Origin of the sequence: Acinetobacter indicus, assembly GCF_009914475.1 — a bacterium.
In the GTDB taxonomy this organism is placed as follows: Bacteria; Pseudomonadota; Gammaproteobacteria; order Pseudomonadales; family Moraxellaceae; genus Acinetobacter; species Acinetobacter indicus.
On the sequence record NZ_CP045198.1, the window covers coordinates 694,625 to 717,001 of the forward strand.

Here is a 22,377-nt window from a genome sequence, read left to right on the forward strand (position 1 = left end):
GACACTAATTTAATAATTGCTGTTTTAATTTAGCACTAAATGGCTGGGGACCCAGCCATATATTAAAATATTGTTGTGCCAGAGGATGTTTAAGCTGCCCTAAACTTTGCTGGTTCAAAGATAAGCTCAGGGTCTGTGTAGCATGGTTGTATTTTAAACGGTAGAGGTCGCCTGATCTGACCGGACGATACAAATCGGTGATTGGGTTGAATAGAGCATGTATTTTTGCGTCTTTAACATTACGTTTCAGTAAATGTGTGGCCGCACGCTTAAATGCCCATTCCGGAATATTCTGTGTATAGGAAAAGTCCATCTGTATATTTTGTTTTTCCCAGGACTGGCTACAGTTTTGGGCAAAATAACTGGCCATACCGACCTGTTTTTGACCCACCATCAGCGGACCATTGCCGCATTGATTCAGGCTTTGTGCCTGTGCCCATGGACAGAAGCTACATCCCATCACTAACGCTGTACTAATCGCTATTTTTTGAAAGGCAGTAGCCATGAGTAGACCCCTCCAACATAAGGCAGGGAACGGTACAGGCCATTCGCAGGGTCCCAGAAATCCTGCTGGAAAATAATCTTGTTGTTTTCGTTGATCTTGATTTCACTGATACCGTAAGAGTCCATACTGCGGGTCGTGCCGAACAATTTAAAATCATAGGCCATATGCCAGTGCACGTAGGCAGAGTCCTGATGATAAGAAGCGTTTAACAGCTTGACGCTGACCTTGCTGACCCGTTTGTTCATGCCTTGAAAGTGCTCGAGTAGATTTTGACGGGATGAAAATTGCGATAGCGTATCGTTAATAAACAGCTGGTCGGCATACAGTGCTCCAGCATTTTCAACGAATTCAGGTGTGCCCAAGGTATTAAAGGCTGAGGTAAAGCGGAGGCCGATATCCTGAGCTTTAGCCTGATCCAGCGCTATCCCCTGAATACCATTTCTGGATTGGGCGTAATCGGCTGAATAACTGGGAATACTTTTACATCCGGCTAACAACAGAAGCGGCAAGGATAAGGCTGTAGCAATTAGTGTTTTTACAAGTCTCATCATCAGTGTCCGTATGAAGTGTATGTTTATACCTTAGGCAGCACAGCGTGAATAGAATGTGAAATAGACGTTATAGATGAGCAATTGAATAGAATTTTTCAAATCAAAGATTAAATGTTTAACTTTTTTCTTCGGCCATTAACCAATTAATGATATTCATAACATCACGATTTTCATTATTTTTTCTGACCATTGCATAAAAATTATAGTCACAATAGATAAAACCAAAAGGGGCAATGATCTTTCCATTTAACATTTCTTTTTCTACTAGAATTTGAGGTGCTATGGCAATTCCTAACTCAGACACGGCAGCTTCTATCATTAAATTCAGACTATCAAAATAACGGTCATTGGATTTTGGGCAAAAGCTTATTTGAAACTGATCAAACCATGTATGCCATGCACTTTTATTTGAGTGGGTATGAAGTAATGGATAGTTTAAAAGATCATTTACGGAATGAAGAAGATTTATTTCACGATTACAAATAGGACCCATGTTATCGGGAAATAACAGATATTTATTCAAAAAGTTGGGAAGTAGATGATGCTCACTGACGCTATTGATCAATATGTCAACCTTCTCTTTTTCTAACAATTTTAAGTCATTACATGTCATTAATTTGATATGGATATTGGGATAAATGACTTCGAGCTTTTCTAATCGAGGAATCAGCCAATTTGCCATAAAACTATGAGAAGCGCCTATGACAACTTCTACTTCTGAAGTTTTATTTGTTAACTCAAAGACGCATTGTTCTAAACGATTAAAAAGCTCCATACAAACGAGCGATAATTCTTCGGCATCCGCCGTCAGAGAGATGGTCGAGGAATGTCGAATAAACAATTTTTTATCCAACCATTCTTCTAACTGCTTTATTTGATGGCTAATCGCACTATGGGTGACACATAATTCTTCGGCAGCTAAGCTGAAACTTTTATTTCTGGCGACAGCTTCGAAAGCTTTTAAAGCATTAAGAGGAGGTAATGTTCTGCGTTTCATGTTGTAAAATTTTCTAACACCATAAGCTCAAAATATATCAATTATCATCAAAATGAAAATATTTTAAGATCGAACAAGTTTTGATAGTAAAAGAGATATGAGATGACAACCCCTTATACAGGTAATGGTCCTGATGACTTAGGATTTTTTGGTAAATTTGGCGGATGTTACATGCCAGAGAGCTTAATGCCAGCACTTCAAGAATTAGAGCAAGCCTTTAATAATGTTCGGCACAAACCTGAATTTTGGGCTGAATATCAGCAGATTTTAACGGACTTTGTTGGTCGTCCTAGTCCTCTTTTTTATGCAAAAAACCTAACAGCTTATGCAGGCGGCGCTCGAATATATTTCAAGCGAGAAGATTTGAACCATACGGGTGCGCATAAGATCAATAATTGTGTAGGCCAAATCTTATTAGCCAAATTTATGGGGAAAACCAGAATCATTGCAGAAACTGGTGCTGGGCAACATGGTGTTGCAACAGCAACGGTTTGCGCGCTGTTTAAGATGAAATGTACCATTTTTATGGGAGAAACAGATATTCAGCGCCAACAAATGAATGTTGAGCGCATGAAATTACTCGGTGCTGAAGTCAGAAGTGTTCAAAAGGGTCGTGGGACTTTAAAAGATGCCATGAACGAAGCATTACGTGACTGGATTCGTCATGTGGATACAACCTATTACCTGTTGGGTACTGGCGCAGGCCCTCACCCATATCCGACGATGGTCAGAGAATTTCAGAAAATTATTGGTCTAGAAGCCAGAAACCAAATACTCCTGAAAGAAAATAGGCTGCCTGATGCTCTAGTTGCTTGCGTGGGTGGGGGATCAAATGCACTAGGGTTGATGCATCCTTTTCTAGAAGACCTGAATGTCAAAATGTTTGGCGTTGAGGCAGGTGGAAAAGGAATAGATAGCGATGAACATGCCGCCTCTATTTGCAAAGGTCAGGTCGGTGTGCTACATGGCAATTTAACCTATTTATTACAAGACTTCGATGGGCAGATTTTAGAAGGGCACTCTGTATCAGCTGGATTGGATTATCCTGGTGTTGGTCCAGAGCATGGCATTCTGTTTGAAACAGGACGTGTGACATATACGGCTATAACCGATCAAGAGGCTGTAAATGCATTTCAGCTTTTAAGTCAACAGGAGGGTATTATTCCTGCGCTTGAGAGTTCTCATGCGATTGCATATGCGATTCAACTTGCTCAAGAAATGCAGCCAGAACAGATCATTATTGTCAATTTAAGTGGCAGAGGAGACAAAGACTTAAACACGGTCAAAAAATATCTTGCAGGAGCTACAGCATGAACCGTCTAGATCAAAAATTAGAGCAATTGAAACTGGAAAATCGAAGCGGTCTGGTCTGTTATTTTACTGCTGGAGATCCTAATTTTACAGCAAGTTGTCGTCTGTTAAGCCAATTGGGTCAAGCAGGGGCTGACATTATTGAAGTGGGTATTCCATTTTCTGATCCAGTGGCAGATGGAGAGATCATTCAGGCAGCGCATCTTCGGGCTTTAGATGCAGGTCAAACGGTAAAACAGACCATTGAGTTGGTAAAAGTAATCAGGCTGCATGATGACCAGACACCAATAATTTTCATGACTTATTTAAATCCGATGATGCAATATGGTTTTGAGACACTTATCGCCGAAACAGAAAATCTTATAGATGGAATATTGATTTTAGATGCTCCATATGGATATCGAGAAAAATTTGAGGTGCAATTAAATGAAAAAAATATGCATTTAATTGCAATGACAGCGCCGACTACCCCAGTTGAAAGGTTAGAGCAAATTTCAGCGCGCGCGACAGGTTTTTTATATCATATTGCAGAAAATGGCTTAACAGGAGGAGAATTAAATTTGTCTAATCTTGAGAAAAAGATGACTGAAATTAAGCCGATTTTTAATATTCCTGTTGCAATTGGTTTTGGGATCAAAAATGAAAGCCATGTTAAAGCATTAGCCAATAAAGTAGATCTTATTGTTATTGGTTCAGCGCTCGTCAATACTTTCTTTAATAAAGGGATGATCGCAACTTTAGAAAAAGTCAAAGTTTTTTCAAAAATAATTAGAGAAAATAAATAACCCGAATCCTGCTTAAGCCGATGATTCCATAATTTGAATTATTGGCTTAGGTAGTGTGCAAAATTCTGTGCCAGCCAAATTGTCTACAGCTTAATTATATGGGGAGCACTGCTCCGCAAGTGCCTACCTTTAAAGTAAATCGATAATTGTGTGATGGTCTTCCCCCCAGTTTGTCACTAGCATCTTCCATTTTTCAGAAGCCTGTTGAATGCCAATATAGAGCAATTTCAGCAAGCTATTTTTATTTGGGAAAGCCTCCTTGGTTTTAGTCAGTTTCCTGAATTGGCGATTTATTACCTTACTACTTGGCTATTAGTTATGATGCAAATCTTAAAACAAATACGCTGAGCGTTCGTACTGATTGAAATAGCCCATGTCAGCGATCTGGCAACACATGAATGCTTATCTTATACGCTGAATGAGGCGTAAGTATAAAAACTTGGCCCGTCATAAAAGAGGTGGTCCCACTTGTTTGAACAACTAAAAGCGTATTTATAAGTGATATTCCGCTCTAGTTAAGCCACCTTGTTTTGTTGGGGTAGCTGATCATAGTAAAACTCATTTGGTGTCATTTTGTCTAGACTCGAATGAGGTCGTTTCAAATTATAAAACTCAAAATATGCACTTAATTGCTTTTTCGCATCTGTGACACTGCTATAAGCTTTGAGATACACCTCTTCATATTTAACGCTCCGCCATAATCGTTCAACCATCACATTATCTACCCATCGACCTTTACCATCCATACTGATTTGAATGCCATTTGATTTCAATACATCAATAAATGCATCACTGGTAAACTGGCTGCCTTGGTCTGTATTAAATATTTCAGGTCGACCATATTTTTCAATCGCTTCATTTAAAGCCGAAATACAAAAATCCACCTCCATACTAATCGATACCCTATGCGCAAGTACCTTGCGGCTATGCCAATCAATCACAGCACATAAATAAACAAAGCCTTTTGCCATAGGGATATACGTTATATCCGTAGACCACACTTGATTACTGCGCTGAATAGCCAACCCTTTGAGCAGATATGGATATTTACGGTGAGCTTGATTAGCCTGGCTTAAATTTGGTTTGCAATATAACGCCTGAATACCCATTTTCTTCATTAAAGTACGTGTATGACGTCGTCCTATATGATGTCCTTGACGATTCAACAAATCACGCATCATACGACTGCCTGCAAAAGGATATTGCATATGTAATTCATCAATACATCGCATCAGCTTCAGATCTGATGCACTCACAGGTTTTGGGCGATAGTAATAACAACCACGGGAGACTTTCAGCAGCTTAGCTTGCTTAGATACTGAAATCTGAAGTGAGTCGTCGATTAACTTTTGTGGTTGAAGCGGCCCAGTTTCTTCAACACACCTTCTAAAAAATCAATTTCTAATGCCTGCTCACCGATTTTTGCATGTAGTTTTTTTAGATCGATGGGTGGTTCTGTTGGAGCTTTTGATTGATCGAAAGCTTGCGAGGAAGCTGAGATCAATTGATTTTTCCAGTCAATAATTTGGTTTTGATGAACATCAAACTCAGCACTCAATTCAGCAAGTGTTTTTTCTGCTTTAATCGCAGCAAGTGCTACCTTAGCTTTAAAATCATTTGAATGATTTCTTCTTGGTCTACGTGCCATAAAATACTCCATATATTGATGTTTATAACATCATTTGAGGAGCAGAATATCACTTATAGGAGTTGTTCAAATTTACGGATCCATCTCTTAAAAGACGGGCTAGATATGCCTTAGGGCGACTTGCGCGTGATTTTCCAAATGCCTTTGTGCACGGATAATGGGAGTCGGATGAAAATAGGCCTTTTGTATTAGTCAAAATTTAAACAGCCAAAGACTATATTCTATGGTAATCACTTTTTTAAAAATCACTATTATCATATAGATGTGACATGCGTGTTTGCTTTGTCTCTAGATAAAATTTATTAAAGATATTTAAACCAACTTTTAAAGGAATACGCTCAACAACATTAATTCCTAAATCAGTCAAAGATTTAATTTTGAGTGGATTATTTGTAATGAGTTTTACATTAGATCTCTTTCATAAATCAAAAAACGATCTTCTTTTTGGTTGATATTTGCACTCCAGATTTCTTGGCATTCATGCATAATCTGCGGATGAAATACATCGATTCAAACAAGCTTTCTGATCCTCAGTTCAAGCGATACACGGGCATCTCATGGTCAACCTTTGATTTAATGGTTGAGCAATTGAAGAAACATGTCCCTGCCAAAGGCAGACCGCCCAAGTTAAGCCTGGAAGACCAGGTTCTGCTCTGTCTAAGCTATTGGCGTGAATACCGAACATTGTTCCATGTCGCAACAAGTTATGGCGTGTCAGAGCCCACAGCCTCAAGAATTGTCCGTCATGTTGAAGACTGCCTGATTCGGTCCAATCTCTTTAATTTATCCAAAGATTTACCCGAGGGCGAAGGCATCGATTGGAATGTTGTGATCGTGGATGCCACAGAAATTCCAATCCAAAGGCCTAAAAAAACAGAAGAAAAGCTATAGCGGCAAGAAAAAGACCCACACCTTCAAAGTACAGGCCATCATTCATTATCAAACTCAAAAAATCCTGAGTTTATGTACGAGTCGTGGTGCCGTACATGATTTCGAACTCTTCAAACGTAACTTGAATCAGATTCCTGCAGGTGCATTTATCCTTGCGGATAAGGGTTATCAGGGAATTTATACAGTGTATCCAAATAGCTTGTTGCCATTAAAAGCAAAGAAGCGCTGTAAACTGGATTCCGAACTAAAAATCTATAATCAGGAAATCAATAAAAGAAGAATTGGAATTGAGCATGTATTTGGCAGTTTGAAAACCTTCAAAATTCTTGCTGAGCGATATCGCAATCGAGGCAAAAGACTAGCATTAAGATTCAATCTAATTGCTGGAATTTATAACTTGGAGCTGAGTAAAAAATGACTTATGAAAGAAATCTAAAATATATGAGCAAAAAATAAACTGAAACTTCATCGATGTCTGATCAATTCCGACTAAAGTCCAACCTCAAATCTTGACTCAATTTTCCGCCATTACCACGTAAAGCCCAGAGAAATAATAATTAAAAATTATTTAAATGATTGAAAAATATAAATTAATTTAAATTAAATTCGATTTTTAATTTTTTTTAACGAATCTCTAGATTTAATGACAAAACTAATTATAATGCTAAAAAGCAACCAACTGATTGGTTGAATAATCATAAAAGGGACACAACATGGAACAACTTGCTCGCTTAGAAGACCTGCCAGTGACGTATGTCGATACGCTGAAACAGAACAATCTGGTTCCCCTCTGGCCAAGTCTGCGCAATGTACTCCCTCCAGTAAAACCTGTACCGCTGACTCAGGCCATTGCCTGGAAATTTCAGGAAATCAAGCCACTGTTAATTGAGGCCGGAGAACTGACTCCAATTGAAAAAGCCGAGCGCCGGGTACTGGTGCTGGCCAATCCGGGTCATGGTTTAGACAATATGCGTGCGACTTCGGTAATTTATCTGGGGATGCAGCTGTTACTGCCAAAAGAGTGGGCACCGGCACATCGTCATACCCCCAATGCGGTGCGTCTTATTGTGGAAGGTGAAAATGCTTATACCACTGTGGAAGGCCAAAAGTGCCCAATGTCACATGGTGATTTAATCTTAACGCCATCCGGTTTATGGCATGAACACGGTCATGATGGTGATGAACCTGTGATCTGGCTTGATGTGCTGGATTTACCGCTGGTGTATTACATGGAAGCCTCTTTTGTAGAAGGTGGTGAATGTCAGCCGGTCGTGAGCGTGCTGGACAAACCACGTTATGGCGCAGGGCTGGTACCAACCAAACATCATATTCGTGCGGAAACTGATTATCCAATGCTGCGTTATCCATGGGCAGAAGCCAAACAGCTGCTGATTGATTTGGCAAAAGAACAGACCGATGCGCCAGTTCAGGTGGCGTATGTCAATCCGGAAACAGGTGAAGACTGCCAGAAAATTATTGGCTATTCCGCGCTAATGGTTCGCCCGAATGAAACCGTACAGTTACCGCCACGTTCTGCAGCACAGGTGTTTCATGTCATTGAAGGTCAGGTAGAACTCAAAATTGATGCGCAAACATTTGCACTGGATAAAGCCGATACCGCCTGTGCGCCATGCTTTGCGGCGGTCGATCTGATTAATCACTCCAGCGAAGCCTGTTTTATTTTTGTGGCCGATGAAGCACCTATTCAAAAGAAACTCGGTTTGTACTCGGTACGTGAACGTCGTTAATACTGGTTTTTAAAGGAAGAAAAACATGACAAATCAAGCAAACCCTATTTTAATTGCCGGTGGTGGCATTGGCGGTTTTGCCGCAGCCTTGGCGCTGGCCAAGCAAGGTTTTAAGGTACAGGTATTTGAACAGGCCCCAGAAATTGGTGAGATTGGTGCCGGCATCCAGCTGGGACCAAATGCCTTCAATGCTTTTGATGCGCTAGGAATTGGTGATCGTGCGCGTGGCCGTGCGGTTTATACCGACTATATGGTCATGCATGATGCGATTGATGAATATTGTGTTGGTCGCATTGAAACCGGTGAGGCTTTCCTGAAACGTTTTGGCAACCCGTATGCGGTGATTCACCGTGCCGATATTCACAGCTCGCTGGTTGAAGGGGCACAGGAAAATGGTGAAATTGAAATCATCACCGACTGCCGCATTGTCAGTGTCGATCAGGATGAAAGCAGCGTGACCATTGTTGACCATAAAGGCAATCAATATCGCGGTCAGGCGCTCATTGGTGCAGATGGGGTCAAATCGGTGGTACGTGAAAAGTATGTAGGTGACCCGGCACTGGTGACCGGTCATGTGGTGTATCGTGCTGTGGTACCACGTGATGAATTCCCGGAAGATTTACAGTGGAATGCGGCCAGTATCTGGGTCGGGCCAAATTGTCACCTGGTGCATTATCCACTGCGGGGTGGTGAAGAATATAACGTGGTGGTGACCTTCCATAGCCGAGAACAGGAAGAGTGGGGGGTAAAAGATGGTTCCAAAGAAGAAGTGCTGTCTTATTTTCAGGACATCTGCCCGAAAGCGCGCCAGCTGATTGAGCTGCCAAAAACGTGGAAACGCTGGGCCACTGCAGACCGCGAACCGATTGATACCTGGAGTTATGGCCGGATTACCTTGCTTGGCGATGCGGCTCATCCAACCACACAATATATGGCGCAAGGGGCATGTATGGCCATGGAAGATGCCGTGACCTTGGGCGAAGCCTTGCGCGTCAACAATAACGATATTGCCAAAGCCTTTGATATGTACCAGCGCGCGCGTGTCGCCCGTACTGCACGTATTGTGCTGTCTTCACGCGAGATGGGCAAAATTTATCATGCTAAAGGCGTGCAGCGCATGGTGCGCAATGATTTATGGCGCGGCCGTTCCAATGAGCGTTTCTATGATGCCATGGAATGGTTATATGGCTGGAATGTAGAAAACTGTCTGGACGCGGCGAAACATTACACAGGAACTGCAGCATGAAACTCTATGGCTTTTTCCGCAGCGGCACCTCGCACCGTACCCGTATTGTGCTGAATCTGAAAAAAATTAACTATGAACTGCAGGCCATTTCCCTGATGAAAAATGAGCACAAGCAGGACAGTTTTAAAGCCCTGAATCCACAAACCTTTGTGCCGGTGTTGGAAGTCAATGACCAGTTGCTGATTCAAAGCCCGGCCATTATTGAATGGCTGGAAGAAACTTATCCAGAGGTGGCCTTGTTGCCACAAGACCCGATGCAGCGCGCCAAAGTGCGTGCCATTGCAGCCTTGGTGGGCTGTGATATTCACCCCATCAATAACAAGCGTATTCTGGAATATCTGCGTGGGCCGCTGGGTCTGGATGATGCCCAGGTGCAAACCTGGTGTCAGCACTGGATTGATGAAGGTTTCCGCGCGCTGGAGCAACTGCTGGCAGCCGATTCACAGCGGGAAGGCTTCTGTGTTGGCAATCAGCCGACCCTGGCCGATGCCTACCTGATTCCACAGGTCGATTCATCCAAACGTTTCCAGGTCGATTTAAATCAGTATCCACGGATTCAGCAGATTTATCAAAACTGTATGGCGTTGCCTGCGTTTCAGGCCGCTGCACCACAAAATCAGCCTGATGCCGTCTAAGCACAGCAAAATTACTACAAGGAAGAACATTATGAGTTTTGTATTTAATCCCATGTCGATTGTGGGTTTGCCTGTACAGGGAACCGATGCGCTGTTTCCGGTACGCCGTATTTACTGTGTCGGACGTAACTATGCGGCCCATGCCCGTGAAATGGGATTTGACCCGGATCGTGAACCGCCATTTTTCTTCTGCAAGCCGAATGATCCTGAATCAATTGTGCCGGTCCCGGCAGATGAAGCGGTCAGCATCCCTTATCCAAGTGAAACCTCAAATTATCACTATGAAATTGAACTGGTGGTGGCAATTGGCAAGGACGGCAAGAATATTTCTGTAGAAGAAGCGGCCAGCTATATCTATGGCTATGCGGTTGGTCTGGACATGACCCGCCGTGACCTGCAAATGGCGCAACGTGAAAAAGGCCGTCCTTGGGAAGTGGGTAAAGCCTTTGATTATTCTGCACCGGTGGGTCTAATTCATACCCTGGCCGACATTGGCGAATTAAATGCCGGTGAAATTCATTTGACTGTTAATGGTCAAACCGTACAGCGCAGTGATATCACCCATTTAATCTGGAATGTGGCTGAGACTATTGCCAATTTATCCACCCTGTTTGAGCTGAAACAGGGCGACCTGATCTTCACCGGTACACCAGAAGGTGTGGGTGCTGTGGTGGCTGGCGATGAAATGCGTGCTGAAATTACAGGCCTGAGCGGTATTACCGTGAAAGTGGTCTAACAGGTGAGCTTTACGACAGGGACGTTGTAAAGCTTCTTATTTCTGCTGAGAAGCAGGATAAAAACGAAGATTTAAGGTTCTAAATCTCGTTCACAGATGCAATGGACTTGCTCAATCCTCTGACCTGATCTTGCTGTGCAGGATCAGGATAGGGGTGCATTGACTCTGCGCCATTGCAGCGATGGAACGTTGTAAAAAGCAAAGAGGATTGCTGAAATGATGAAAATAAAATTACTGACATTGGGATGTCTGGTGGCCATGTCACATGGGGCGTATGCAGATGTAGTGCAGGATGCAAAAGTACAGCTCGATTTTCGTAACTTCTATATGCAACGAAATCCGGATACAAAGCCGGTGCCTGAATTTGAACACTGGTCACAAAGTGCCAATTTAAGTATTCAGTCCGGATATGCCGATCTGGGGCCATTGTCTGTCGGGCTGGATGGTAGCGTGCGCCATGCCGAGCGCCTGATCAAAAATGATGATGAACTGGTGCGGGATGGTAGTATGCCAAATGATCCGGGCACCGGCAGACAGCAGCAGGATCAGACCCAACTTGGTCTGACTTTAAAAGCGAAAATTGCCGATACCGAAATCCGCTATGGCCAGCTGATGCCGACCTTGCCGGTGGTGCATATTGATCATAGCCGTAACCTGCCAACCACCTTTAAAGGGCTAATGCTTGAATCTAAAGATATTCAAAATACCAAAATTACCGCCGGTCGCATCACCCGGATTATGGCGCGTGATAAAGAAGATTTTGAAAAACTGACTTTAGATGTCAATAAAACCGGTGCAGTTTCAGATGGCCTAAATGTTTTTGGGGTAGATTACCGGGTCAATCCGAATCTGGATGTCAGCTATTTTTATGGCGGTCTGGAAGATATTTACCATCAACATTATGTGGGCTTAAAGCATAAGCACCAGTTTTCAGAGCAAAGCAAGCTGGTGACCGATGTTCGCGTCTATGATACCCAGGATGCCTCTAAAAGTTTGCAGGGTGAAATTGATAATCAGGCCTATAACTTTATGACCATGCTACATTATGGGCCGCATAAATTTGGTCTGGGTTATCAGCACATGTCCGGCGAAACGGCTTTTCCATTACTCAGTGGTTGGACACCGGCACCGTTTTTGACGCAATGGGGCAGTATCAGCTTCTATAAAGCCAAAGAACGTTCATTACAGTTGCGTTATGACTATGATTTTTCTGCCATGGGCATTGAGGGTTTAAACTTTATGACCCGCTATATTACTGCAGATCATATCAAGCATCCCACCATTGCCGATGTCAAGGAAAATGAATGGAATGTGGTGCTGAACTACGGCATTAAAGAAGGGTTGTTCAAAGGACTGGGCTTTCAATATATGTTCATTAAAACCGACTTTGAGGGTGCTGGGGTGAAGCTGGATGAACACCGGTTCTATACCAATTACAGCATCAAGTTCTAAGACCAAAATCGAGATTTTTTTAAATTAAAAAATCTACCAAATAGTTGGTTGTATTTTTATTCTAATTGACTTATGTTTATTGCTATCCGAGATCGCAATAAACATTCTAATTTTAACAGGGAGTAAAAGGCATGGATCAGCACCAGCAGTATACCGGGCTAAACCAGCAATTTATTAATGGGCAATGGCAACAGGGCACTTCATCGCGCCTGACGGACAATATCAATCCGTATACACAGGCGGTGTTACATCAGTTTCAGTGTGCCAGCCAGCAAGATGTTGATGCCGCCTATCAGGCAGCAAAAGCCGCACAAAAAGCCTGGGAAAATACCAGTCCAGCAGAAAAAATGGGCCTGATCCAAAAGCTGGCAAATGTGGTGGCTACACGTGGTGAAGAAATTATTGACTGGATTATCCAGGAATCAGGCAGTACCCGTTTAAAAGCCAGCATTGAGCTAGGCGCAGCGCAGGGTATTATCCAGGAAGCTGAAACCTTTCCTTTACGCGTGAATGGTGAAATTTTGCCGACCAGCGTGCCAGATCAGCAAAGCCGGATTTATCGTAAAGCGCTGGGGGTGATTGGGGTGATCAGCCCATGGAACTTCCCTTTCCATTTAAGTATGCGTTCAGTGATTACTGCCTTGGCATTGGGTAATACCGTAGTGTTAAAACCGGCCAGTGATACACCGGTTACTGGCGGAACCTTGCTGGCCAAACTGTTTGAAGAAGCCGGTTTCCCGGCCGGTGTGCTGAATGTGGTAGCCGGTGCTGGTAGTGAAATTGGCGATTATTTTGTTGAACATGCAGTACCCAGCCTGATTTCATTTACCGGTTCCACCGAAGTCGGCAAGCGTGTCGGGCAGCTGGCTGTGGGTGGCCGTTATATCAAGCGCATTGCACTGGAACTTGGTGGTAATGCACCGATGGTGGTACTGGATGATGCTGATCTGGCACAAGCGGTGGACTTAACCGTGATGGGACGTTTCCTGCATCAGGGGCAAATCTGCATGAGCACCAACCGGGTGATTGTCGATGCCAAAGTATATGACCAGTTCGTCGATTTACTGGTGCAAAAAGTAAACAGCCTCAGCATGGGTGATCCAAACGAGATGGGGACATTAATCGGCCCGATCATTAACCAGAGTCAGGTACGCAATATTGAGCGGATTATTGCCGAAGCCAAAGCCGCCGGTATTGAAATGCGGGTTGGTGGTGAAACCCAGGGCAATATTATTCCACCGCATGTGTTTATTAATGTCGATCCGCAATCTGCCTTGGCGCGTGAAGAAAGTTTTGGCCCGGTCTTGCCGGTGATTAAAGCTCAAGATGAAGCGCATGCACTGGCACTGGCCAATGACACCGAATATGGTTTATCCAGCGCCGTGTGTACCGCCAATCATGAACGTGGTGTGCAGTTTGCCTTAGGCATTGAAGCGGGCATGACCCATATTAATGACATTACCGTAGATGATCAGCCACACGCGCCATTTGGGGGCGAGAAAAATTCCGGTCTGGGCCGTTTCAATGGTCACTGGATTATTGAGGAATTTACCCGCACCCATTGGGTGACCGTACAAACCAAACCGAAAGCCTATCCGGTATAAGGTTTTTTATGCAGGCTGATGATCGGGAAACGCAACGCTTTCCGGATCATCAGCACTGTCATCCAATCTATAACTTTAGTCTAGCGCTACAAAAAATGATCAAAAAGCATTTTACAGGGCGGTAAAATTCAAACATAATCAACCAACCAGTTGATTGTATTGTAACAATGGAGTGTTTATGAACAGTAATAATCAGGGATCATTAAAAGGTTTACGTATTTTAGATTTGACCCATGCACTGGCCGGACCATTTTGTTCGCAAATGCTAGCAGATCATGGCGCAGATGTAATCAAGGTCGAGCCACTCGAAGGTGATTTCTTCCGTAAAATGGGACCTTTTCGTGCCGATGATAAAGACCGTTTCTTTGGCGGGCTGTTCCAGTCGTGTAACCGCAATAAACGCTCAATTGCCTTAAATCTGAAAAATGCTGAAGGTCGTGATGCCTTGCTGGAACTGGTAAAAAACGCCGATGGTCTGGTGGAAAACTACCGTGCCGGTGTGCTGGAAAAAATGGGGCTGGGCTACGAAGATTTAAAGAAAGTAAATCCGCGTCTTGTGTATACCTCGATTCGTGGTTTTGGTGACCGTGTGGGCGGCGAAAGTCCGTATAAAGACTGGCCAGCCTTCGATATTGTTGCACAGGCTATGGGTGGCTGGATGGGCGTAACCGGTATGGATGCCGATCATCCGGTGAAAGTCGGTGGGGGTGCCGGAGATACCGTATCGGGTTTATTTGCTGCATTTGGAACCGTATCGGCGCTGTTACATGCTAAAAATACCGGTTTGGGCCAGTATGTCGATGTTGCCATGACCGACAGTATTCTTGCATTATCTGAAATTGTGGTCAGCCAGTTCTCTTATCGCGGCGTATCGGCCAGTCCGGTGGGTAACGGTATTCCGGGGCTTGCACCTTTTGGTACCATTAAAGTCAAAGATGGGGTGATTGCCATTGCTGCACCGCATGATCCGCAGTTCCATTTACTCTGTGATCTGCTTGGCTGTCCTGAATTAAAAACCAAGCCTGAATATTTAAATGAAGGTCTGCGTTGGGACAACCATGAGGCTTTAAATGCTGAAATTGAAAAATACACCAGCCAGAAAACCAAGCAGGAATTAAAAGAACTGTTTGGTGGCCGGGTACCTTTCAGCCCAATTTATACCGGTGAAGAAATCTTTAAGGATGAACATTTTGCGGCCCGTAATATGTTACCGCAAGTTGAACATCCGGGGACAGCCGAGCTGACCGCAGTACCCGGCATTCCAGTGAAGATGTCACTGACCCCAGGTGAAGTACGTGTGCGTGCGCCAAAACTGGGTGAACATACCCGTGAAATTCTGAATGAACTGGGTTGGGATAATGCCCGTATTAGCAGTTTAATGGATTCTGGTATCCTGTTTGCCGCCTAAATAAAAATAATACTGAGATAAAACAATGGTCTAATCAGATCATTGTTTTTCTTTTATACAACGGTATGATAGATTACATAGTTGTAACAAATCGCTAAAATCAATTATAATATAACCAAATGGTTGGTTGAATATTGTGTTTTATATTCAGCAGAAAATTTAAAACCATTCATATCATTTTTTATTGAAGTACGTTTTAGTTATTCGCCAGAATATTTTAATCACGCTTTCAAAATTTAGGATAGTCAAATGCCCATGGAAAAAAACGGTCTTGCTCTTGCAACCGATGCAGAGCCAGATAGCGCTATTTTAAAGCCAAAACCGCGTAAACGCCGTGCCAATACAGAAGCTCGCCATGAAGACAAGCGTTTGCTGATTTTAAAGACTGCTGCAGAACTGTTTGCGACACAGGGCTATGAAGCGACTTCTCTGGACCTGATTGCCGAGCATGTGGGCATTCATAAGGCTACGCTATATCACTACATTACCAACAAAGAAACCATTTTATATGAATGTCTGCTTACCTCGTTTAAAGATCTGGATATTCTGATTGAAGAAATGAAAAATACCGAGGTCTGTGTGTTTGACCGTTTGCGTAAATTCGCGACGCAACTGGCAATTGCACAGAATAACGTATTTGGACGTTGTCTGATTCTGGTTGGTGCACGACCGCTGGATAGTGGTTACGGTAATGAAATTAAAGACTTCCAGCGCCGTCTGGAGCTGACCGTACGTGAATTGGTCGAAGAAGGGATTGCGGACGGTAAAATTAAACCGCGTTCTTCACGTTTATTCTCTGCGATGCTGTTTGGTGCCTTGAACTGGGTGCCACGCTGGTATAAAGAGGGTCGTGGTGAAGACATTACTGAAATTGTCGATGTATTTATGTCGACGCTGATTGATGGTATTCGTGCTTAAATCTATTCACGAAATACTCTTCAATATTAATAAGCCCGGTTTTAACCGGGTTTTTTAGTTTTATATCTCTTTTCATCTGCTGTTGAGATGTGTCAGTCCGGAGATGCAAACCCAGCAGAGATCAACTCATTTACGCTATATTTCCAGTGAATCGGATCAAGCCCGACTTGCATCTATTTATGCTGATTCAAACTTGCGAGAAGAATTTAGATATAAAAATCAGACATAAAAAAACAGGTAGAATTCTCCTTGGAAAATCCTACCTGTTGCAGGTTGTGATGGCTTACATCGAGCGGGCAATCACATCTTTCAGGGTTTCGTTTGAGCCACCATAAATACGGGCCACACGTGCATCCATATACAACTGGGCAATTGGATACTCGGTACAGTAACCATAACCACCAAATAGCTGTAAGCAGCGGTCAATAATTTCACACTGTTTTTGTGAACCCCACCATTTGGCCATCATGGCATCATTAGGTTGCAGGTCTTTACCATCGACCAGGTCTTTCACAATATTGTCAATAAACACGCGGCCAACACGCGCTTCAGTCAAACATTCGGCCAATTCAAATTTGGTGTTCTGGAAATCCCATAAGGTACGGCCTAACATTTTACGGTTTTTGGCATGTTCAACGGTCATTTCAATGGCGCGTTCTGCACAGGCAATCCCGACAATACCAATCGACAGACGTTCACGGGTAAATACATCCATCAGCTGGAAGAAGCCTTTGCCTTCTTCGCCACCAATCAGGTTTTCGGCTGGAACGCGTGCATCATCCAGGAAAATTTCGGCGGTGTTCAGGGCATTTTGACCAATTTTGTCGATGATATTATTAACCTTAAAGCCCGGACATTTATCCTTTTCGACCATAAACAGGGAAATCCCGTGTGCGCCAGAACCCGATTCACCGGTACGCGCAGCCACTAAGACTAAATCGGCCTGATCGCCCAAGGTACAGAAGGTTTTGGAACCATTCAGCACATATTCATCACCTTCACGGCGTGCGGTGGTACGTAATGCTTTTACGTCCGTACCGGCATCCGGCTCGGTAATCGCCACGGCAATCATTTTTTTACCGGCAGCAATATCTGGCATCCATTTTAATAACTGTTCATGAGTAGCAGTTCCGTGGAAAAAGCCCGGGCTGTTGAGTGCGCCTGGAATAAAACCAAAGGTGGTATCGCAAATACGCGCCTGTTCTTCCATCACCACCACTTCATGGGCAAAAGACGCACCCAAACCGCCGTATTCTTCTGGAATACTCATACAGAGCAGGCCGAGTTCGCCGGCTTTTTCCCAGACATCACGGTCAATGTAATGCTGTTTACGGAATTTTTCTGCTTTGGGTGCAACTTCTTCTTCAAAAAAACGGCGTGCGGTCACACGTAATTGATCCAGTTCTTCTGTCATCCATGGTGAGCGGTATCCATAAATCATGGTGTATCCCTTCTTTGTTCTCTCATTTAACTGTTCTTTAGAGCAGTTTTCGCTGTTTAAATTAGCGCGCAAACTGCCCGTATTTATGCATGAAGCCTAGTTTTCACAATTATATTTAATTTGTCAACCAACAAGTTGGTTGGTTTTAATAAAAATTCAACCAACTTGTTGGTTGACATTTGTGAAATTCAAAATTACATTGATGAGGAAATCAATCAGGTTCCAGTTTTTAAACCAACAAACTGGAATCTGGACAGCAGACAAAGGATGTCGAATCAATAGTTGCACTATTGATGTAAGGAAAAGCAGGGTGGGAGTGAGCTGGTACACGCCAAAGCACCACCGCGCCGCTGCTCCCAGACATCAGACAGATATGTTTAGACGTATCACGATTACAGAAAGGGAATTAAACATGCCAAAAATTGTGAAAGTTGAATGTTTTCCAGTTTCAACCCCATTAAAAAAGCCAGTCATCATGCCAAATACACGCATCACCTCGATTGATAGCGTGGTGTTAAAAATTACTGCAGATGATGGTACGGTGGGCATTTCGGACTCAGGTGATACGTCATCCTGGTATCGTGGTGAACTGCAAGAATCAATTATTGCCATGATTACCCGCGTGATTGCACCACGTATTCTGATTGGTGAAGACCCGCGCAATATTGAAAAAATTGTGGCGAAAATGGATTTGCTGGTCCGTGATAACAACCAGGCCAAAGCCACTGTCGATTTCGCTTTGCACGATTTAAAAGGCAAACTGTTGGGTGTACCGGTTTATGAATTATTAGGTGGCCGGACGACAGAAGGTTCGCGTCAGGGCTGGGTGCTGTCTGCCGGTAAACCGGAAGATGTAGCCGCTGAAGCCGACAAAGCCAAAAAACTCGGCTTTGAACTGTTCAAGATGAAAATTGGTCACGGCACCTTGCAAGACGATATTGATATGGTACACGCGGTGCGTGATACGGTTGGCCCAGATGCAGTCTTGACCATTGATGCCAACGGCTTCTGGAGCTATGAAAAAGCTCTGCATGTGATCCGTCGTATTGATTCTGCCGGTCTGGACTTAATTGAGCAGCCGCTACCACATTGGGATATTGAAGGCATGGCACGTTTACGTGCCCAGGTGAAAACCCCGATTTATGCCGATGAATCTGCACAAGAACTGCATAACCTGAAAGAAATTATTGATCGCCGCGCGGCCGATGGTCTGTTCATTAAACTGCAAAAAGCTGGTGGTCTGGTTAAAGCACAGCGCTGGTTAACCATGGCGCGTCTGGCCGGCTTACCGGTACATTGCGGCTGTATGATTGGTTCCGGTCTGGAGCACAGCCCGGCAGCACACTTATGGGTTGCTAATGAATGGGCATCGCAAGGCCTGAACGAATCGATTGGACCATTACTGATTCATGGCACCATGGAAAGTAAAAATATTAAAGCCGGTACTGATATTGCCCTGAACATTCCAAAATTTGAAAATGGCATGTGCTATCCGAACGAAGGTCCGGGTTATGGCATTGATCTGAATGAAGCCTTCCTGATTAGTAACAAAACTGCCGGTGTACAAGGCCGTAGCGTTGAGATTGGTCGAGAGGAAGTCGCATAATGCACCGCAGCGGACCATTATCGCATTTGACCGTGGTGGAATTTGCAGGTCTTGGACCTGCACCTTTTGCCGGCATGTTACTGGCCGATCAGGGCGCGCGCGTCATCCGTATTGATCGACCGGTCAAGCTGGGTAAAAAAGAGGGCATGGCCGCCTTAACCGCACGGGATAGCGATGTACTCGCACGCGGCCGTGAATCAATTGCGCTGGATTTAAAACAGCCAGAGGCGATTGAAATTGCCCTTAAATTAATTGAAAAAGCCGACATCCTGATTGAAGGTTTCCGTCCGGGTGTCATGGAAAAACTCGGTTTAGGCCCGGACATCTGCCTGGCGCGTAATCCGAAACTGGTGTATGGCCGGGTCACTGGCTGGGGCCAGACCGGGCCGTTGGCACAGAGCGCCGGACACGATATTAACTATATTGCCTTAACCGGTGCTTTACATTCAACCGCACGTGCCGATGGTCAGCCAACACCAACACCGGGTTTTATTGGTGACTTTGGTGGCGGTGGCATGCTGTTGGCCTATGGTGTTCTGGCAGCAGTATCTCATGCCCAGCAGAGCGGTGAAGGTCAGGTGGTGGATGCGGCCATTACGGAAGGTGCAGCGTTATTAACTGCATTAATTCAGGGCTGGCACTCAGTCGGCTTATGGAATGCGCAGGCCGGCACCAATAATGGCGATGGTGGTGCACATTTTTATGACACCTATCGCTGTGCCGATGGCAAATACATTTCAATTGGCCCGATGGAACCGCAGTTTTATCAGCAGTTTCTCGACAAGATGGGCCTGCTTGAAGATGCCGACTTTCAGGCACAGTGGAAGCAGCAGCAATGGCCGCAGTTAAAACAGCGTCTAGCTGAACTGTTCCAGCAGCAGAGCCGTGCGCATTGGTGCGACCTGTTTGAAGGAACCGATGCCTGCTTCGCACCGGTACTCAGTCTGGCTGAAGCACCGCTGCATCCACACAATGTGGCCCGCGGCAGCTATAGCCAGGTGAACAATATTACCCAGCCAAGCCCGGCGCCAAAATTTAGCAAAACCACGGTGGCGCAGTGTCAGCCGGTTAACCCGGTGGCGGCCAATACCCAGGCGATTTTAACCGAGCTGGACTATAGCCCAGAGCAGATTAATGCGCTGCTGGTGACTGCAGCCCAGCAACTTTAAGCAGGTGGCTTGAGTAAAAAAACGTTCCAATCTTCATTTTGAAATTATTCCGATAGTTTTGAAATAACCAGGATGCTGAAAAACAAGGATGTGCATTCAGCAAGACAAAAAGCTGAAAATAAAGTGAGAAACAGGATGACTCAACACACAGCTGAACGTATGGAAGTTCAGAATTTTATCGACAGTATTCCATTATCACGGTTACAAAAAGTTATTATTGTGCTGTGTTTCCTCGTTGCAGCCATGGATGGATTTGATATTGCTGCAGTTGGATTTATTGCGCCCGCCCTAATTGCAGAATGGTCGCTTAGCCCGGCAGATCTGGCACCGCTGTTTTTATCGGGTGTCTTTGGTTTAATGCTCGGTGCATTTATGTTTGGTCCGTTGGCTGACAAATTTGGCCGTAAGCGGATCATTATCTGGAGCGTGATTATTTTTGGTATTGGTACCTTAATTTCTGCATTTTCTCCAAACCTGACCACACTGGTGATACTGCGCTTTTTAACCGGCCTCGGTTTAGGTGGCGCCATGCCAAATGCGGTCACTATTACCTCGGAATATTGCCCAACCTCTAGACGTTCGACCCTGGTGACCGTGATGTTCTGTGGTTATACCATGGGTGCCGCCGCAGGTGGTTTACTGTCTGGACAGCTGATTCAGCTGGTAGGCTGGCAAGGGATTTTAATTATTGGTGGTCTGGCTCCGCTGTTGACCTTACCATTCTTGTATTATTTCATGCCTGAATCTTTACGCTTCATGGTCTTGAACAAATTTTCCAAAGAGAAAATTGATACAGTTATTCGCAAGATGGCACCAAAAGGCCAGGTTATTCCTGAACTGGTGGCTTCTGTTACCGAAAAGCAGAACGTGAGTGTCCGTGAACTGTTCAGTAAAGACTATTTTGCCGGTACCTTATTGTTCTGGTGTGCCTTTACCATGGGCTCGATCATCATCTACATGATTTCAAGCTGGATGCCGACCATCCTGAAAAATGAAGGCTTTGACTTGCAAAGTGCGTCCTGGATTACTTCTGCCTTCCAGATTGGCGGTACTGTGGGCGCCCTGGTGATTGCCTTCTTTATGGATAAAATCGGCCAGAGCCGTGTATTGACCATCTCTTATGTGGTGGGTGCATTCTGTGTACTGTTACTCAGCACGGGCGTTTCAAACTTAAGCACAATGCTGATTGTACTGGGTATCTTTGGTATTGGTGCCGGGATTAGTGGCTCGCATGTCGGTATTCATGTGTTCTGCTCAAGCTACTACCCAACCCATTGCCGTTCAACTGGCGTCAGCTGGGCAGGTGGTGCCGGCCGTTTAGGTTCATTTATTGGCTCGGGCGCGGTGGGCTGGCTGATGGTATCAGGCCTGTCAGGTGAGCAGATTGTCAACTTGCTGACCATTCCAGCATTCCTGGCAGCATTCTCAATGTTTATGATTACGCGTCTGATGAAAAAAAAGCAGAAAACCCAGATGGTGAGTTTGGAAAAAGCTAAGGCCTGATTTCACAATTAAGCACAACCTTCTGGGAAGCCAATAATTTGAGTCGTCAGATTATTGGCTTTTTTATATCTGGAAGATGGAGAGTGGATGATGGCGCTGAAAGAGATGACCGGGAGATCAGGAGACTTTGATTAAATACTTTTGATCGATTTAAATATCTTCATAAGCTGGCCAGGATCATTTTTAGACTGAACCAGAGATTTAAAAAGAAGGTATGAACCCA

The 22,377-nt window shown here is 44.3% G+C and carries 20 protein-coding genes and 2 pseudogenes; 15 read left to right on the top strand and 7 right to left on the bottom strand.

The features are described from left to right. Window positions 1–4 precede the first annotated feature (4 nt). The 3 genes from GA693_RS03815 to GA693_RS03825 all read right to left on the bottom strand — a co-directional run bounded on the left by GA693_RS03815 (window position 5) and on the right by GA693_RS03825 (window position 2,053). Entirely contained in the window at window positions 5–505 is a 501-nt protein-coding gene (locus GA693_RS03815) for a chalcone isomerase family protein (protein WP_005177287.1), read from the bottom strand. Beyond that, window positions 481–1,053, bottom strand: a complete 573-nt coding sequence (locus GA693_RS03820) for a nuclear transport factor 2 family protein (RefSeq protein WP_171065058.1) — start codon at window positions 1,051–1,053, stop codon at window positions 481–483. Before GA693_RS03820 ends, GA693_RS03815 begins: the two co-directional genes overlap by 25 nt. A gap of 118 nt (window positions 1,054–1,171) precedes the next feature. Further along, window positions 1,172–2,053: a LysR family transcriptional regulator gene (locus GA693_RS03825; RefSeq protein WP_160241400.1), complete on the bottom strand. Its 882-nt coding sequence runs from the start codon at window positions 2,051–2,053 to the stop codon at window positions 1,172–1,174. A 102-nt stretch (window positions 2,054–2,155) separates the two neighbouring features. Here GA693_RS03825 and trpB point away from each other — a divergent pair, with 102 nt between their 5' ends. Beyond that, a complete protein-coding gene (trpB, locus tag GA693_RS03830) occupies window positions 2,156–3,367 on the top strand; it encodes a tryptophan synthase subunit beta (RefSeq protein WP_160241399.1) in 1,212 nt (403 codons plus the stop codon). Next, window positions 3,364–4,149: a tryptophan synthase subunit alpha gene (trpA, locus tag GA693_RS03835; protein ID WP_160241398.1), complete on the top strand. Its 786-nt coding sequence runs from the start codon at window positions 3,364–3,366 to the stop codon at window positions 4,147–4,149. Before trpB ends, trpA begins: the two co-directional genes overlap by 4 nt. Before the next feature lie 83 nt (window positions 4,150–4,232). Here trpA and GA693_RS14870 read toward each other — a convergent pair. The 3 genes and pseudogenes from GA693_RS14870 to GA693_RS03845 all read right to left on the bottom strand — a co-directional run. After that, a pseudogene (locus GA693_RS14870) lies at window positions 4,233–4,449 on the bottom strand (hypothetical protein); the annotation flags it as partial. Window positions 4,450–4,664: 215 nt separating this feature from the next. Continuing rightward, window positions 4,665–5,797, bottom strand: a protein-coding gene (locus tag GA693_RS03840; RefSeq protein WP_223155595.1) for an IS3-like element ISAba14 family transposase whose coding sequence is annotated in 2 segments (ribosomal slippage) — window positions 4,665–5,545 and window positions 5,545–5,797 — 1,134 coding nt in all. Because the reading frame shifts where the segments join, the coding sequence is not laid out codon by codon here. 238 nt (window positions 5,798–6,035) lie between these two features. Beyond that, a pseudogene (locus GA693_RS03845) lies at window positions 6,036–6,203 on the bottom strand (GTP cyclohydrolase II); the annotation flags it as partial. Window positions 6,204–6,292: 89 nt separating this feature from the next. Between GA693_RS03845 and GA693_RS03850 the strand changes: the two are divergent. The 10 genes from GA693_RS03850 (at window position 6,293) to GA693_RS03895 (ending at window position 16,435) form a co-directional block, all read left to right on the top strand. Continuing rightward, entirely contained in the window at window positions 6,293–6,688 is a 396-nt protein-coding gene (locus GA693_RS03850) for a transposase family protein (protein ID WP_075166718.1), read from the top strand. Continuing rightward, a complete protein-coding gene (locus GA693_RS03855; protein WP_104470204.1) occupies window positions 6,636–7,106 on the top strand; it encodes a transposase family protein in 471 nt (156 codons plus the stop codon). Before GA693_RS03850 ends, GA693_RS03855 begins: the two co-directional genes overlap by 53 nt. 295 nt (window positions 7,107–7,401) lie before the next feature. Further along, window positions 7,402–8,436, top strand: coding sequence for a cupin domain-containing protein (locus GA693_RS03860; protein WP_160241397.1), 1,035 nt, complete (start codon window positions 7,402–7,404; stop codon window positions 8,434–8,436). Window positions 8,437–8,461: 25 nt separating this feature from the next. After that, on the top strand, window positions 8,462–9,682 hold the full coding sequence (locus tag GA693_RS03865; RefSeq protein ID WP_160241396.1) for a 3-hydroxybenzoate 6-monooxygenase: 1,221 nt from the start codon (window positions 8,462–8,464) through the stop codon (window positions 9,680–9,682). Beyond that, on the top strand, window positions 9,679–10,317 hold the full coding sequence (maiA, locus tag GA693_RS03870) for a maleylacetoacetate isomerase (RefSeq protein ID WP_160241395.1): 639 nt from the start codon (window positions 9,679–9,681) through the stop codon (window positions 10,315–10,317). Before GA693_RS03865 ends, maiA begins: the two co-directional genes overlap by 4 nt. A gap of 31 nt (window positions 10,318–10,348) precedes the next feature. Then, entirely contained in the window at window positions 10,349–11,053 is a 705-nt protein-coding gene (locus GA693_RS03875) for a fumarylacetoacetate hydrolase family protein (protein WP_160241394.1), read from the top strand. 219 nt (window positions 11,054–11,272) lie between these two features. After that, complete coding sequence (locus tag GA693_RS03880) at window positions 11,273–12,505, top strand: OprD family outer membrane porin (protein ID WP_160241393.1); 1,233 nt, start codon at window positions 11,273–11,275, stop codon at window positions 12,503–12,505. 131 nt (window positions 12,506–12,636) lie between these two features. Then, window positions 12,637–14,109 carry an aldehyde dehydrogenase family protein gene (locus GA693_RS03885; RefSeq protein ID WP_160241392.1) on the top strand — a complete coding sequence of 491 codons (1,473 nt, stop codon included), beginning with the start codon at window positions 12,637–12,639 and terminating at the stop codon, window positions 14,107–14,109. 178 nt (window positions 14,110–14,287) lie between these two features. Continuing rightward, a complete protein-coding gene (locus tag GA693_RS03890) occupies window positions 14,288–15,517 on the top strand; it encodes a CaiB/BaiF CoA transferase family protein (protein ID WP_160241391.1) in 1,230 nt (409 codons plus the stop codon). A gap of 249 nt (window positions 15,518–15,766) precedes the next feature. Continuing rightward, window positions 15,767–16,435: a TetR/AcrR family transcriptional regulator gene (locus GA693_RS03895; RefSeq protein ID WP_160241390.1), complete on the top strand. Its 669-nt coding sequence runs from the start codon at window positions 15,767–15,769 to the stop codon at window positions 16,433–16,435. A 283-nt stretch (window positions 16,436–16,718) separates the two neighbouring features. Here GA693_RS03895 and GA693_RS03900 read toward each other — a convergent pair whose 3' ends face one another. Beyond that, window positions 16,719–17,876 carry an acyl-CoA dehydrogenase family protein gene (locus GA693_RS03900; protein WP_216071806.1) on the bottom strand — a complete coding sequence of 386 codons (1,158 nt, stop codon included), beginning with the start codon at window positions 17,874–17,876 and terminating at the stop codon, window positions 16,719–16,721. Window positions 17,877–18,288: 412 nt separating this feature from the next. On the opposite strand from GA693_RS03900, the gene GA693_RS03905 reads away from it, so the two are divergent. The 3 genes from GA693_RS03905 (at window position 18,289) to GA693_RS03915 (ending at window position 22,154) form a co-directional block, all read left to right on the top strand. Beyond that, window positions 18,289–19,482: a mandelate racemase/muconate lactonizing enzyme family protein gene (locus GA693_RS03905; RefSeq protein WP_160241389.1), complete on the top strand. Its 1,194-nt coding sequence runs from the start codon at window positions 18,289–18,291 to the stop codon at window positions 19,480–19,482. Next, complete coding sequence (locus GA693_RS03910) at window positions 19,482–20,651, top strand: CaiB/BaiF CoA transferase family protein (RefSeq protein ID WP_160241388.1); 1,170 nt, start codon at window positions 19,482–19,484, stop codon at window positions 20,649–20,651. Before GA693_RS03905 ends, GA693_RS03910 begins: the two co-directional genes overlap by 1 nt. A 135-nt stretch (window positions 20,652–20,786) precedes the next feature. Then, window positions 20,787–22,154 carry an MFS transporter gene (locus GA693_RS03915; protein WP_160241387.1) on the top strand — a complete coding sequence of 456 codons (1,368 nt, stop codon included), beginning with the start codon at window positions 20,787–20,789 and terminating at the stop codon, window positions 22,152–22,154. The last annotated feature ends 223 nt before the right edge of the window (window positions 22,155–22,377 follow it).

Bases quoted from the DNA above. Each gene is read 5' to 3' on its own strand.
- GA693_RS03815 (WP_005177287.1), bottom strand. From the start codon at position 505: ATGGCTACTGCCTTTCAAAAAATAGCGATTAGTACAGCGTTAGTGATG.
- GA693_RS03820 (WP_171065058.1), bottom strand. From the start codon at position 1,053: ATGAGACTTGTAAAAACACTAATTGCTACAGCCTTATCCTTGCCGCTT.
- GA693_RS03825 (WP_160241400.1), bottom strand. From the start codon at position 2,053: ATGAAACGCAGAACATTACCTCCTCTTAATGCTTTAAAAGCTTTCGAA.
- trpB (WP_160241399.1), top strand. From the start codon at position 2,156: ATGACAACCCCTTATACAGGTAATGGTCCTGATGACTTAGGATTTTTT.
- trpA (WP_160241398.1), top strand. From the start codon at position 3,364: ATGAACCGTCTAGATCAAAAATTAGAGCAATTGAAACTGGAAAATCGA.
- GA693_RS03850 (WP_075166718.1), top strand. From the start codon at position 6,293: ATGAAATACATCGATTCAAACAAGCTTTCTGATCCTCAGTTCAAGCGA.
- GA693_RS03855 (WP_104470204.1), top strand. From the start codon at position 6,636: ATGCCACAGAAATTCCAATCCAAAGGCCTAAAAAAACAGAAGAAAAGC.
- GA693_RS03860 (WP_160241397.1), top strand. From the start codon at position 7,402: ATGGAACAACTTGCTCGCTTAGAAGACCTGCCAGTGACGTATGTCGAT.
- GA693_RS03865 (WP_160241396.1), top strand. From the start codon at position 8,462: ATGACAAATCAAGCAAACCCTATTTTAATTGCCGGTGGTGGCATTGGC.
- maiA (WP_160241395.1), top strand. From the start codon at position 9,679: ATGAAACTCTATGGCTTTTTCCGCAGCGGCACCTCGCACCGTACCCGT.
- GA693_RS03875 (WP_160241394.1), top strand. From the start codon at position 10,349: ATGAGTTTTGTATTTAATCCCATGTCGATTGTGGGTTTGCCTGTACAG.
- GA693_RS03880 (WP_160241393.1), top strand. From the start codon at position 11,273: ATGAAAATAAAATTACTGACATTGGGATGTCTGGTGGCCATGTCACAT.
- GA693_RS03885 (WP_160241392.1), top strand. From the start codon at position 12,637: ATGGATCAGCACCAGCAGTATACCGGGCTAAACCAGCAATTTATTAAT.
- GA693_RS03890 (WP_160241391.1), top strand. From the start codon at position 14,288: ATGAACAGTAATAATCAGGGATCATTAAAAGGTTTACGTATTTTAGAT.
- GA693_RS03895 (WP_160241390.1), top strand. From the start codon at position 15,767: ATGCCCATGGAAAAAAACGGTCTTGCTCTTGCAACCGATGCAGAGCCA.
- GA693_RS03900 (WP_216071806.1), bottom strand. From the start codon at position 17,876: ATGATTTATGGATACCGCTCACCATGGATGACAGAAGAACTGGATCAA.
- GA693_RS03905 (WP_160241389.1), top strand. From the start codon at position 18,289: ATGCCAAAAATTGTGAAAGTTGAATGTTTTCCAGTTTCAACCCCATTA.
- GA693_RS03910 (WP_160241388.1), top strand. From the start codon at position 19,482: ATGCACCGCAGCGGACCATTATCGCATTTGACCGTGGTGGAATTTGCA.
- GA693_RS03915 (WP_160241387.1), top strand. From the start codon at position 20,787: ATGACTCAACACACAGCTGAACGTATGGAAGTTCAGAATTTTATCGAC.